Source organism: Agrobacterium sp. DSM 25558, assembly GCF_900100825.1.
In the GTDB taxonomy this organism is placed as follows: domain Bacteria; phylum Pseudomonadota; class Alphaproteobacteria; order Rhizobiales; family Rhizobiaceae; genus Agrobacterium.
Map to the genome: position 1 here is coordinate 107410 of NZ_FMUD01000016.1, position 13434 is coordinate 120843.

The 13434-nt window shown below is 58.8% G+C and carries 13 protein-coding genes; 4 read left to right on the plus strand and 9 right to left on the minus strand.

Features of this window, described 5'->3' with window-relative positions:
* Positions 1 to 455 precede the first annotated feature (455 nt).
* Together DSM25558_RS15120 and DSM25558_RS15125 are read left to right on the plus strand one after the other, a co-directional pair.
* Positions 456 to 1043 (plus strand): DUF6088 family protein, encoded by a 588-nt coding sequence (locus DSM25558_RS15120; protein WP_077105559.1) that lies wholly within the window; start codon positions 456 to 458, stop codon positions 1041 to 1043.
* Positions 1033 to 1977: a nucleotidyl transferase AbiEii/AbiGii toxin family protein gene (locus tag DSM25558_RS15125; RefSeq protein ID WP_077105581.1), complete on the plus strand. Its 945-nt coding sequence runs from the start codon at positions 1033 to 1035 to the stop codon at positions 1975 to 1977. The genes DSM25558_RS15120 and DSM25558_RS15125 overlap by 11 nt, the downstream gene beginning before the upstream one ends.
* Before the next feature lie 373 nt (positions 1978 to 2350).
* On the opposite strand, the gene DSM25558_RS15130 is transcribed toward DSM25558_RS15125, so the two are convergent.
* The 9 genes from DSM25558_RS15130 to DSM25558_RS15170 all read right to left on the minus strand — a co-directional run bounded on the left by DSM25558_RS15130 (position 2351) and on the right by DSM25558_RS15170 (position 12065).
* Positions 2351 to 3112, minus strand: coding sequence for an SDR family NAD(P)-dependent oxidoreductase (locus DSM25558_RS15130; protein WP_077105560.1), 762 nt, complete (start codon positions 3110 to 3112; stop codon positions 2351 to 2353).
* A gap of 4 nt (positions 3113 to 3116) precedes the next feature.
* A complete protein-coding gene (locus DSM25558_RS15135; RefSeq protein WP_077105561.1) occupies positions 3117 to 4799 on the minus strand; it encodes an SMP-30/gluconolactonase/LRE family protein in 1683 nt (560 codons plus the stop codon).
* Entirely contained in the window at positions 4796 to 5779 is a 984-nt protein-coding gene (locus DSM25558_RS15140) for an NAD-dependent epimerase/dehydratase family protein (RefSeq protein WP_077105562.1), read from the minus strand. Before DSM25558_RS15140 ends, DSM25558_RS15135 begins: the two co-directional genes overlap by 4 nt.
* Positions 5776 to 6858 (minus strand): ABC transporter ATP-binding protein, encoded by a 1083-nt coding sequence (locus tag DSM25558_RS15145; protein WP_062451858.1) that lies wholly within the window; start codon positions 6856 to 6858, stop codon positions 5776 to 5778. The genes DSM25558_RS15140 and DSM25558_RS15145 overlap by 4 nt, the downstream gene beginning before the upstream one ends.
* Positions 6859 to 6860: 2 nt before the next feature.
* Positions 6861 to 7691, minus strand: a complete 831-nt coding sequence (locus DSM25558_RS15150; protein WP_062451857.1) for a carbohydrate ABC transporter permease — start codon at positions 7689 to 7691, stop codon at positions 6861 to 6863.
* A gap of 10 nt (positions 7692 to 7701) precedes the next feature.
* Positions 7702 to 8628 (minus strand): carbohydrate ABC transporter permease, encoded by a 927-nt coding sequence (locus DSM25558_RS15155; protein WP_077105563.1) that lies wholly within the window; start codon positions 8626 to 8628, stop codon positions 7702 to 7704.
* 69 nt (positions 8629 to 8697) lie between these two features.
* Complete coding sequence (locus tag DSM25558_RS15160) at positions 8698 to 9969, minus strand: ABC transporter substrate-binding protein (protein ID WP_077105564.1); 1272 nt, start codon at positions 9967 to 9969, stop codon at positions 8698 to 8700.
* A 24-nt stretch (positions 9970 to 9993) separates the two neighbouring features.
* Positions 9994 to 11160 (minus strand): mandelate racemase/muconate lactonizing enzyme family protein, encoded by a 1167-nt coding sequence (locus DSM25558_RS15165; protein ID WP_077105565.1) that lies wholly within the window; start codon positions 11158 to 11160, stop codon positions 9994 to 9996.
* Positions 11157 to 12065, minus strand: coding sequence for a dihydrodipicolinate synthase family protein (locus DSM25558_RS15170; protein WP_062451853.1), 909 nt, complete (start codon positions 12063 to 12065; stop codon positions 11157 to 11159). Before DSM25558_RS15170 ends, DSM25558_RS15165 begins: the two co-directional genes overlap by 4 nt.
* Before the next feature lie 113 nt (positions 12066 to 12178).
* On the opposite strand from DSM25558_RS15170, the gene DSM25558_RS15175 reads away from it, so the two are divergent.
* Both DSM25558_RS15175 and DSM25558_RS15180 read left to right on the plus strand, forming a co-directional pair.
* A complete protein-coding gene (locus tag DSM25558_RS15175; RefSeq protein ID WP_077105566.1) occupies positions 12179 to 13090 on the plus strand; it encodes a 2-dehydro-3-deoxygalactonokinase in 912 nt (303 codons plus the stop codon).
* 158 nt (positions 13091 to 13248) lie between these two features.
* The coding region (locus tag DSM25558_RS15180) for a transposase (RefSeq protein ID WP_143240115.1) at positions 13249 to 13434 on the plus strand (186 nt) is incomplete at its 3' end.

Here is a 13434-nt window from a genome sequence, read left to right on the forward strand (position 1 = left end):
ATCTGCTAATACGTATTATCTGCTAATGCGCATTAGCAATTTTTGGACATCTTCTGTCAAGAGAAAAATGAACCACGCAGCCAAGTTCGGCATCGACCAACCGCAGCTTGGAGGAAAGGGCGCTTTGAAGCGCGACAGAGATGCTCTGGGAAGGGCCTGCTTTGCAACGCGTCTGACGCTCCAGTCGCGGAAAGCCGCGAGAGCTCGAAGCCCGCAAGACTTGGCACATCGAATTACGCGGCAAGCAAACGGTCGGCGGTCACTCGCAATCTTTAGGAGAGCAAGTCAGTTCCGGGATTTTCGATATTCAAATAGTGGAGATTTTCGGAAAGTCCCCCACGTAGCTCAATGATTTCAGTAATCCAGATGCTAGGCCGCCGCCAAATTTTGCATGAAATTTGAAAAAAATTGCATTCATGACCATATGTCGCTATAGTGAGTGCAGGAGCTAACCCATGACGAAGTTGCAGGAATTGAAAAAGCATCTGCGATCCGGCAAGGTCTACCGTCGGGAGGATCTCGCCCAGTGGTCGTCGTCTGTCGATCGGCATCTTCAGCAGCTGCTGGCAGAAGGATACCTGACCAAGCTATCGACAGGCGTCTATCACCGGCCGAAGCTGACCGCGTTCGGCAAAGCCCCCCCCGAGGATGACGCGCTCGTCGAGGCTTTTCTGAAGGATGACCGTTACCTCGTCACCTCGCCCAATGCCTATAACAGCCTGGGTGTCGGAGCGACGCAGCTGTATAACAAGACCGTTGTCTATAACCATAAGCGCCACGGCAACTTCATGCTGGGCGGTCGAGAGTTCGAGTTCCGCAGAAAGCCAGCCTTCCCCAAAACCCTGACCAAAGAATTCCTACTGGTCGACCTGGTCAACAATCTTGACCAGTTGGCCGAGGACCGCGATCAGGTGCTGGCCCGCGTGAGAGAGCGTGCCCTACAAGGCAATCGCACAGCCCTCAGCCGTGCCGCCAACGAATACGGCGTGGTCCGCACGCGAAAATTCTTCAACGCCATCGCTGCAGATGCGCATGCCAGCTGATTTCCTACATAGACACAAGGATTTTGCATCCTTACTGCGCATCGTCGCTGAGCAGATGAAGGTGCAGCCGGTGCTGGTCGAGAAAGACTACTGGATCATGCACTGCCTGTACGGCCTGCAGCAGCTTGAGATGGCGTTCGAACTCAAGGGCGGTACCTCGCTCTCGAAAGGATATCGCATCATCAACCGCTTCTCGGAGGATATCGATATCCGTGTAGAACCCCCGAAGGCAATGGATGTGAAAACAGGCCCCAACCACGACAAGGCCGCGCACCGTAATAGCCGCAAGGCCTTCTATGGCTGGCTGGCTGAGAAGATCACGATCGACGGTATCCAAAAGATCGAGCGCGATACCGAATTCGACAATGAGACGTATCGTAGCGGCGGCATCCGCCTCTACTACCCCGAGACGACCAGCACGAAATCAGATCTCAAGAGCGGCGTGTTGCTCGAAGCCGGCTTCGACACGGTGGCTCACAATATCGGCAAGGATATCAGCTCCTGGGCCTATGATTACGCTGCATCGCGCGTCGAGCTGATCGATAATGGCGCACTGGCCGTTCCCTGCTACGAGCCCGGCTACACGCTGGTCGAGAAGCTCCAGACCATCTCCACCAAATATCGCAAGCAGCAGGAAACCGGCCAGTTCCCCGCCAATTTCCTCCGGCATTATTACGACGTCTTCTGCCTACTGGACCAGCCGGAAGTGCAAGACTTCATCGGTACGGAAGCCTATCTCGCGCACAAGGACCGACGTTTCCCGAAGGCTGACGATCAGAACATAAGCAGCAATCCCGCTTTCAGCCTTTCCGACCCCGGGACGTTCGGGCTTTACGAGCGCGCATATGAGCGGACCTCGGCGCTCTATTATCATGGCCGGCCCAGCCTGAAAGAGATTCTTGCCCGCATCACCATCTACGCGGAGCGTCTCTAAAGAGCTCATGCGCCGGGTCCGCCGGTGAACGCAGTTTACAAACCAGGATCGACACCTTTGCAAATCGATTATCTTACCTCGCCTTGATGGGAGCCGAACCGGCGACGACGACAAAACAACATCTGCAAGGTTAGATCACTGATTGTTTGGCAGGATTTGACTCACTGGTGGTCCAAGTTATCGTCCGCACCCCCACTTTGCCATTCGCGCTGAACCGCGTAAAGCAGCTCAAGCTATTGGTCCGATGAATTACAATGTCGCGCCGAGATCATGATAAGAGCTGCGGCATTTCCTATTCAGGCAATCAAGGCTGGAGCGTCAGCACCCCAATTCCAATAAAACCTCGTGCTTGCTAAGCGTTCGCAGCAACCCTTCAATATCCACCGGTCAAGAGAATGTTCTCTCCTGTCATGAAACTGCACGCCTGAGATGAAAGGAAGATGGCGGCACCCACCATTTCTTCCGGCTGCCCGGCACGGCCCATCCAGTTTAGCGTACGGACGTAATTTTCCCAGCCCTCGGGATCGTCTTCACGGCGGTGGGCGTTGCGGTCGGTATCTACGAGGCCGGGAGCAAGCGTGTTGAGCAAGACATTCTCGCGCGCATAATCCCGCGCCTGACTCTGAATCAGATTATGCTGCGCAGCCTTGGTCGCGGCATAGGCGGTGACGATGCCCTTCGGTCGCAACTGATTGACCGAGCCGATAGAAACCACCCTGCCCCACTTGCGGGCCGCCATGCGCGGGAGAGCCGCTTGCAGCATATCCACGGTCGAGCCCAGATTGACCGCCAGCTGAAACGCCAGGTCGTCCGGCGTCAGTTCTGACAGCACAGCGTTGATCTGTGCGCTGGCATTGATGACAAGAATATCGACCGGGGCAATTGTCTCGGCTCGCTCGATAAGAGCGCGGCCGGCACCCGGCTCGGAAAGATCGCCCGCCAGTTCTTGCGCTTTGCCACCGCTTGCGACGATCTGGCGCTGAACGGCTGCAGCGGCTCCAGGCTTCACGCCATGCAGGATAACACGGGCCCCTGCGCCCGCTAGCCCCTGCGCGATTGCGGCACCTATGCCGCGGCTGGAACCTGTGACGAGCGCAGTCCGGCCCGTCAGTCCAAACACACTTTCGAGACGCATGCGCTTATCCTTCAAACACCGAAATGCGCGCCCCGGCGGTTCCGGGACGGCAGGAAAACAGGCCGCCCGAGAGCGGCGCCTCGGCAAGCGTGGACGCCGGCAGGCGCGTCCGGGCGCTGGTGATGAACAGCGTCGACAGATCCGGCCCGCCAAAGGCAATGCTGGAAGGGCGCGGCACCGGCATGTCGATGACCTGGTCTAGCTTGCCGTCCGGAAGATAACGGCGCACGCACCAGCCGTCCCAGATTGCACACCAGACCCCTCCCTCTACATCCACGGCTAGGCCATCAGGCCGACCGTCGGCGACGGGGATGCGTGCGAACTCGCGCCGGTTCGACAGCGTTCCATTGACGGTGTCGCAATCATAGGCGTGGATGAGACCAGGAACCGTGTCAACGAAGTAGAACGTTTTCCCATCGGGGCTCCAGCCGAGTCCATTGGAGACGATGATGCCACCCTCCTTGCGCTCGAAAGCGCCATTGGCGTTGATGCGATAAAGCGCGCCTGTGGGCTTGGATGCATCAATCCTCATCGATCCGACCCATATCGCCCCGTCAGGCCCGCATTTGGCATCGTTAAGGCGATTATCGGCTATGCCTGCCTCCGGGCTCACGAAGGGGGTGAGGCGTCCGGACGAAAAATCAAGCCATTCGATCCCATCCTGAGACGCGACGAGCAGACGTCCACCGCGAACCGGAATGACCGCACTGACCAACTTGCCGGTCTCGCAGGTCTCGTTACGCCCTGTCGCCGGATCAAAGCGATGAACGGCGGGGTGAAGGATGTCCACCCAGTAGAGAGCGTTCTCGCCGTCATGCCACACAGGGCTCTCGCCGAGCTGTGCACCCCATGGAAGGATACAAGTCAAATCGGCGCTTGGTCGGCCCGTTGCCGATCGCGGCCTTGGTCTGGAGCTGATAGCGACGGCCCCGGCGGCACCAGTGATGCGACGCGCGGCGGCAATCAGTTCACGTCCGGCAGGATGAATGATGGAGGTATCAAGCCGTGATGAGGGTCCAAGCGCGACCAGCACGCCCATCGGCGTATTGTCACGGCCTATTACAGGGGCCGCAACCGAATTCACGCCCGGCAGATGCTCCTCATAAGAAATCGAATAACCACGCGCTCGCGTCAATGTAAGGTCGGCCTGGAGCGCATCGAGCGTCGTGATGGTTTTGGCTGTCTGCGGGTCGAGCGGCAGGCGATCCAGCAGGGCCCGGCCGACGGCGGGGTCCTGAAAGGCGAGCAGCGCCTTGCCGGGTGCCGTGCAATGCAGGGGGACGCGGCGCCCTACCTCGACGCGCACGGAAAGACCATTCGGCGAACGCTCGGCCAGATACTGCGTCATCGTGCCGTCAAGCCGGCACAGCGCAACTGTCTCGCCCAGTTCGGCCGCCAGCCGCTCGAGCTCCGGGGTCGCCGCCGAGAGGAGATCAAAGCTCTCCCAGACCTTGTGGGACATTTCCAGAAAACGCTGGCCAAGAACATAAGTGCCACGGGCCGCATCCTGCCGGACAAGGCCGTAGGCGATAAGGGTGCGCAGGATGCGTGCAAAGGTCGGCTTCGGCAGTCCGGAAGCGCGCAATAACTCAGCAAAACGTGGCGGTTCGGGCGCATCGGCAACCATGTCGAGCAGGGTTAGCCCCTTGGCCAGCGCCGCCGTGCCGCCAGGCGTCTCAGGCTTCATCGCCTCTGCTCCTTCGCGCACCGCCCCCGCCTTACGGCCGCCGCGTCGTTCAGCATCCGGTCCATCGTCCATTCTGCTTCAAATCCCAATTTGTTTCTGATCCGCTCGTTGGACGTATGGTAATAAACGCCATCGCCGGGAAAATCGACCGTGACGATGGGAAGGCCGGTTAGCGCTGCAATCTTCGGCAGAAGTGCGGCGAAATCGACTGGTTCGTCGGCACCTAGATTGAAAGTACCTCCAGCCGCCTCGGGGTGATCGAGAGCGAGCAGAATGCCTGCCACCATGTCGCGCGTATCGGTGATGTGCATACGGAACGGTCGGCCGTTTTCATTGCGCGCCAAAATGTGCGAGGGCTCGTCAATATCTTTGGACTGAAGCAGTTCGGCGATAGCCGTGTTTCCGAAATTCTGCTGCTGGCGAATGCGCGGCCGTAGGAAAAAGCGAGGACCGGAAAAGAAACTGTCTTCATCCAGAAGTTCCGCCGCATCCTGCGTATGTGAGAACCTCAGGATCACCGTTTCCATGGAGCTAGTCCGTTGATAGAATCCTAACAGCTCTTCGCCCAGCAGCTTCGTCAGACCATAGGACGAATTAGGACGAAGCGGATGGTCTTCGGTGACCGGTAGGAACTCCGGGCGGTTTTCAGGATACACTTCACCAGAAGATGCAAAGACGAACCGGCGAACTCCAGCCGCCGAGGCCGCGTCCAAAAGCCGACGCGTGCCCTCGACATTGGCAGCGAACATGCGGTCGCGATCAGCGGGTACCCAGGACATGAAGGCTCCCAGATGCAGGACCGCACTCACGCCGACCATGGCTTTGGAAATGGCCTGGGCATCCTCCAGCGACCCGACAGTTTCCTCGCCACCGGTTCCTGACGGCTTCAGATCGAGGCCACGAACGGTGCGGCCACCAGCGCGCAACGCGGCAACCACGGCGCGGCCGACACGGCCTGCCGATCCGGTGACCAGGATCATAGCCGTGCTCCGGTCTTTGCATCAAAGAGATAGAGCTGAGCTGGATCGAAACCGAGCCGCAGCGCCTCATCGCCAGCAAGGCTGCCGGTATGGGAGACGCGGGCGATCAGCCCCTTGGACTTGCCCTCTTCGCCATCGGCCACCCTTGCGCCGCCATCATCGAAATAGACGTATTTCTCCGATCCCAGACTTTCCACCAGCGTCGGACGGACGTTGAACATCACGGGCGCATCGCCCAGCGTCAGATGCTCCGGTCGCAGGCCGACAACGAAATTTCCTTCATGGGCTCGGGCTTTAGGCATCGTTACCGTTTGGCCAAACAGTGTCAGCGCACCGTTGCGCAGTTCCGCATTGAGGAAATTCATGCCCGGCGAGCCGATGAAACCAGCAACGAAAAGATTGGCCGGATTATTGAAGAGCTCGTCCGGTGCAGCGATTTGCTGGATGACGCCACCCTGCATGATAACCACCCGGTCCGCCATGGTCATGGCTTCCACCTGGTCATGCGTTACATAAACGGTGGTGACACCGATACGTTTGTGCAGGGCGCCGATTTCGGCGCGCATATGGACACGCAGCTTGGCGTCGAGGTTGGAAAGCGGCTCATCCATCAGGAAGGCCTGCGGCTGGCGCACGATGGCGCGGCCCAGCGCGACGCGCTGCCGCTGGCCGCCCGACAGATCCTTGGGCTTGCGGTCGAGATAGGGTGTCACTTCTAGGATGCGCGCCGCATCGTTGACCCGGCGGTCGAGCTCGGCCTTGTCGGTGCCGCGCATCTTTAGGCCGAAGCCGATATTCTGGCGAACGGTCAGGTGCGGATAAAGCGCATAGTTCTGGAAGACCATGGCGATGTCGCGGTCACCCGGTGCCAGATCCGTGACCTCATTGTCGCCGATGAATATCTGCCCGTCGCTTGCCGGTTCGAGACCGGCAAGGATTTTCAACATCGTCGACTTGCCGCAGCCGGAAGGCCCGACCAGAACCACGAACTCGCCGTTCTCGATCTCAAGCGAAAAGGGCCTGAGTACATTGAGCGCGCCATAAGATTTGCTGACATTGCGAATGGATATATTGGCCATGCTTATTTCTCCGCGCCAGCGGTGAGGCCGCCGACCAAATAACGTTCCAGGAACAGGTAGATTGCGATGATCGGCAGCGCGATGAACACCGATGCGGCGGATATGTCATTCCAGTAGGTGACGTATTCGCCCTGCATCGTGGTGATGCCGAGATTGGCCGTCCAATTGTCCGGCGAGTTGACGAGGAAGGTGCGCGCATAGGCATAATCTGCCCAGCTGAGCACAAAGGCATAAAGGGCTGTGGCTGCAAGACCGGGTGTGGCGATCGGAAGCACGACGCGCACCATCGCGCCGATCGGCGAGCAACCGTCCACCATGGCGGCCTGTTCCAGTTCTTTGGGAATGGTGTCGAAATAGCCCTTTAGCATCCACGTGGCGAACGGAATGATCATCGTCGAATGCGCCAGCACCAGCGTCCACAGGCTGCCGATCAGGCCGAAGCTGGAAAAGATGGAAAACAGTGGAATGACCAGCAGCGTCGCAGGCAGCATCTTCGCCGTCAGTACGAAGAGACCCATGGTCGCGCCGCCCCTCATGGAGTAGCGCGAGAGCGCATAACCGGCGCTGACCGAAACCAGCATCGACAGCGCAACAGAACCGATGGCCGCCAGCATCGAATTCCAGAGCCAGAGCAGGATCGGTTTTGCCGCCCAGACGCGGGCGAAAATATCCCACTGCGCGTCTTCCGGCCAGAAGGTCGGCGGCAGCCGGTACAGCTCATCGGTGGTGGAAAGTGCTGTGACAAGAAGCCAGTAAACCGGGAAGAGGATCATCACCAGCGTGAAGATGACGGTCGCGTAAAGAGCAAGGCTCTGCAAAAATGTTCGCTTCATCAAAGCCTCCTCAATAGATCGATTTAGAACGCCGGCCGAGCATCAACAGGCTCGCGACGATGCAGATCGCCAGTGTCAGCACGCCGACGGCGGCGGCACGGCCGAAATTGTGGTACTGGAAGGCCTGGTCATAGGTCATGATCGACAATGTCTGGGTCGAACGCAGCGGCCCGCCGCCGGTCAAAACCTTGATGATCGAAAAGTCGCGGAACACCCAAAGCAGCGTCAGCACCAGCGTCACGCCCAGAACCGGCATCAACAGCGGCATAGTGATCCAGCGGAAACGCTGCCAGACACTTGCGCCATCCACCTTTGCGGCCGCGTAATAATCGGCGGGAATGGACTGCAGGCCGGCGAGACACATGATCGACACGAATGGAAAGCCCTTCCACACCATGGTGATGGCAACGGCCCAGAAGGCGGCCGTGGAACTGCTGACCCAGGGTATCATCTGGTCAGTGAAACCGAGCTGGATCGCCAGCCAGCCGAACAGGCCAAAGGAGGTGTCAAACATCCATGCAAAAATGACGACCGCGATGATTTCCGGGACAGCCCAGGGCAGCGCCATTACCAGCCGCGCGACGGTGCGGCCCTTAAAGCGGTTGTTGGCGAGAAGCGCCGTGCTCAGACCAACGGCAACACTGCCGACGGTGACAACTATAACCAGCTTCAACGTCACCCAGCAGGCCAGCCAGAATTCCGGTGACGAAAACAGCCAGTTGTAATTGGCCAATGAGAATGGTCGGCTGGCGCCACCGAGCCTTGGAATCTTAACCTGCTGGAACGACAGGTCGATGGCCAAAACGAGCGGCCAGACGATGATGGCGGCAACCATCAGGACCGCGGGTGCGATCAGAATATAGCCGAGAAGATGTTGCCGGCTGGGACGCGCAAGATCGAAAAACTTGCGACGCCCAGCCCGAACGGATTCGGTCATGGATAGTCCTCCTGCCGGATGCGGATGATGGCCATGGCCCTTTAAGAGGGCCATGGCGAGACATTGGGATTAACCCTTGATGGCTTCCGCCTTTGCCTGCATGGTCTTCGCCACCTCTGCCGGATCGAGATCCTGTATGATCATCCGCTGGCTTTCTTCCATCACCATCTTGCTGAACTCATTGTAGAAGAGCTCAAGTCCGGTCGGAACGCGGTCGATACCCGCCTCGGATGCCGCCTTCATCGTGGCGATGAGTACGGGAAAATGCGGGATGGTCTTTTCGACACCCGAGACGTCGGCCTTCGGGCTTGGCGGAGTGTTGCCGCCAAGGGTGGCATAGCTGCGCTGGAATTCCGGCGACATCGTCAGCTTGATGAAATCCCAGACCAATGCCTTCTGGCCGTCGGGAATATCAGCCGGCATGGCCAGCACGTTGGACGATCCACCGAGCGGCGGATGAAACGGCGGTGCTGCGTAAACAATGTCATTCTTGGCCGAACCCTTTTCGGTCGTGCCGTACAGCCAGGGCCCATCGAAGCGCATCGCCATTTTGCCGTCGGCAAAGAGCTTGCGTACGTCGCTGGCGCTCATGTCAACCGGGCTGATGCCGCTTTTCATGACGGTTTTCCACCGGCTCAAGCCTTCCGCCATCTGCGGCGTATCGATGGTGATGTTGCCGTCCTTGTCGGTCCAGTAGGCGCCTGCATCAAGGATGTAGTTCAGCATTTCCGTCAGATATTGCCCCGGACCGCCTTTGGTTTCATGGCCGGTGCCAAACTGGTCGATGATGCCATCACCATTGAGATCCTTGGTCGTCGCCTTTGCTGCGGCCAAAAACTCGTCGTAGGTCTTCGGAACCGCGACGCCCGCTTCTTCCAAAATCTTCTTGTTATAGGCCATGACGAAGCCGAAATAGTTGGTCATGATGCAGACAGTTTCGCCGTTCCACTCGCATTTCTGCTGGCCGGCCCAACCGGTCATGTCGATGGTGTCTTTCTTGAGCCACGGGTCGAGAGGTTCGAGCCAGCCGCTATCTGCAAACATCTGAAATTCGAATGACGCCAAATGCACGATCTGCGGTGGCTGGTTGGCCGCGAAAAGCGTTGTCATCGTGTCGGCATAGGAACTACGCTCGGCTTTGGTGAATTCGATTTTCACGCCCGGATGCTGTTTTTCAAAGGTAGCAATGGCAGAGCGCCACCATTCGCCCGTGCCGGCATCGTCCGTTTGCCAGGAGATGAACTTCAGCACAGTATCGGCCATGGCGGGAGCAAATCCGCCCAGCGTCATCAACAATGCGGTCGCTGTGCCAAGCGCCAGAGTTCTCATTCTTTTGGTCATGGGTTCCTCCTCCAAAAAACCAATTCAGATACGTTCAAGAAGGGCGAGCGCCGCCTCCGACGGCTTGACGCCAAGTCCCGGGCCGGCCGGCAGGTAATATCTTCCTTCCCGGCAATCCATGTCACCGGTAAGCAGGCGACGGTTGGGCTCGAAAATCGAGTGCTGGAACTCGTGGCTGTTTAAAGTCGGCAATGTCGATGATGCCTGCAGGCTGGCGGCAAGGAAGATGCCGGCACCGACTGTCGCGTGCGGAATGACGTCAATGCCATGCTCGGCAGCAAGAACGCCGATGCGGATAAAATTGGTGATGCCCTTGTGCCCCATTTCCGGCTGCACGATCGCGATGCGGCAGCACTCGACGCGGGCGCGCATGTCCCAATGGGTGCGCCATTCCTCGCCAACGGCGATCGGTACATCTGTTCCTTTCGATACCTTTTCCAATCCGGCAATATCCTCCGTCCAGACCGGTGCCTCAGCGAACCACGGATCGAACAATTTCATCTCGGCAATCAGTTCCAGCGCGCGTTCCGGCGTCTGGTTCCAGTGCATGTCGGCGGCAATTTTTGCCTGTGGGCCAAGGACGTGCCGAAGATTGGCGATTTCCGCCGCCGGGCCATCGTCAGCCACCGGCGTTGCGAATTTGAAGGCGTTGAAACCACGGTCCTGCCAGTATTTAGCCAACTCCCCCCGCTCTCTCAACGTCTTTTCCGGCAGCCCGGAAACATAGGCCGAGAAGCTGTCCAGGCCGCCGCCGAGAAGGTCGCGAACCGATTTTCCGGCTTCCTGGCCGGCGATATCCCAGAGCGCAATATCGAGTGCGGCGAGCGCATCAACGTAAAAGCCCCCGGTGTAACCGCGCACGCGCATCATGTCGTAAAGATCGTCATAGATCGCAGAGGGATCGGAGGCGTCGCGGCCGATCACGAAACCGGCCAGCAGATCGTTGATGATTGCCGCCACCGCACCGGGCGCGACGATACCATAGGTCTCGCCCCAGCCGACAACGCCGGCCTTGGTCGTCATCCGCACCAGCACGCTGCGGTCAAAGGTAGGATAGACCGTTCGATTGCCCTTGCGCACGATATAACCGTTTGGATTGACGACCTCGCCTTCCCTGATTGCGCCAAGATACGGAACCTTACGTGGCTGTGTCAGCGTAAAGACCTCGACGGTTGCGACAGGGCTGTTCATGCGGCCTCCGGGGCCGCAAGACCCAGCTCAACCAGATTGGCGTCGATATCGGCAATGGCCGCCGCATCAAGCTCGGGTGTCGGCGCACGCACACTCACGCCTTCGATTACGCCACGACGCGCCAGCACATATTTGGTCAACCGCATGCGATAAACCGCCTGTAACACCAGAAGCGGCAAGGTGCGGACATAGATCTTGCGAGCCTCCTCCCGTCGCCCCGCGACAAGTGCCCGGTCGATGGCCACATGTTGCTCAGCGATCTCCAGCGCCGGCATGGCCGCCGTGGCACCACGTGCATATTCGTCGAGAATGTAGCGCGCGCCACCACCGCCGATGACGCCCTTCAGCGTCGCGGGCGCTTGGGCAATGATGTGGCTGATGGCGGGGCCAGCGGGGAGCGTCTCTTCCTTTACATAGGTGACCTTAGGCAAGGCACGCACGATCTCCACGATCGCCTGCGGCGAGAGGTCGGAGCCGCGCGGCGCAGGCGCGTTCTGCAGGATGATTTCAACTTCGGGAAGTGCTTCGACAACCCTGCCAAGGAATTCGGTCAGCGCCGGTACATCCGTGCCGACCGATTTGGGCGGCTGGACCATCAGGTGATGAATGCCAAGCGCCGATGCCGCCCGTCCATGCTCGACCACGTCACGCCAGTCGGCAGCACTGGCACCGGCGACGACCGGCACCCGCCCAGCCGCAGCATCCACGACGATCTTCAGCAGGGTTGCGCGCTCGGCGGCGCTCAAAGTCTCCACTTCGCTAGCGAAACCGGGAAAGACGATTCCATCCACGCCCTTGTCGAGCGCAAAGACCACAAGCCGCTTCATACCTGCTTCGTCAATGCCGCCATCAGCCAGAAACGGCGTGGGCAGAACGGGCAAAATCCCCCTGAGGTCAACCACCATCTTATCCTCCCAAATTAGTATCATATATTGACACCTTGAATTCACTAATTGACACTATCTAGTCTTCCGACTTATGACAAGCCCACAAATGAAATGAATGAGGAGGTCAAGACATGGCAGCACTGCCGACATCGATTATCGTTGACTGGGGTACGACATCACTACGAGCGACGCTGGCTGGTGAAGGCGGCGAAGAGCTCGATCATCTTGAAACTGCCGACGGCATTACAAGCCTTGATAAGGGTAAGCATGAGGCGGCGCTGATGGCTGCGCTTGCACCCTGGTTCTCACTTCACGGGGCCTTGCCCGTTGCCGCACTCGGTATGATCACCAGCCGCAATGGCTGGGTAGAGGTCGCTTATGTTCCGTGCCCGGCAGGCCCTGCAGAACTTGCCGCCGGCACGGTGCGAGGCTTGCTGCCGAACGGGTCCGATCTCGTTTTCCTGCCCGGTTTGAACGACCCCGCGCGCCAGCCCTTCCCGGACGTGATGCGCGGTGAGGAAACCCAGATCGTTGGCCACGGCCTTGGCGGAGACGCCACCCTTATCGTCCCCGGCACCCACAGCAAGTGGGCGCGCATTAAGGGGGGACGAATCGATGGCTTTCAGACATTCGTGACTGGTGAAATTTTCAACCTTCTCATCAATCACTCCTTCATTGCGCGAGGTTCCGCGCAGCCGCCGGTCGATGATCCGGAAGCCTATCGCTGGGGTTTGAGAGAGGCAAAGCAATCTGCCGCCATGCTGTCGCTGCTGTTTTCATCGCGAACCGGCGGCCTTGCCGGCCACCTATCGTCGGAGCAGCTGCGTTCCTATGTGCGGGGACTGGTCATCGGGCAGGAGTTTCGGCAAGCCCGAGAAGCCGGATGGTATGCTGAAGGAGAAGAGGCAGCTATCGTCGGTAATGACGGGCTGAACGATCTCTACGTGGTTGCCGCAGATGTATTCGGTCTCAAGACATCCGTGGCTGTGGATGACACCCTGACGAAAGGGGCGCTGGCTATCCTTAAGCAAACACTATCTTAACCTCGATTTTCCGCCGAGCCCCAGATTGCGTCATTCGTCTTTCAAACCAGATGTTTCAGGACTGCCATGTACGACTTCCCAGCTAGGCTCAGGACCCATTAAAGCTCTTGCGATGTGCCCCTTGTTTTGATTCACTAAGATCAAAAGGAGACACTGCCATGAGTGACCTGATGCTTTTGTCGGATGCACAGATGCGCCGGATCGAACCTTTCTTCCCGCTGTCACATGGCGTGCCGCGTGTCGATGACCGCTTGGTATTGAGCGGCATCATCTTCGTCCTGCGCAATGGTTTGCGGTGGCGCGACGTGCCGCGTGAATACGGGCCGCATAAGACCATCTATAAT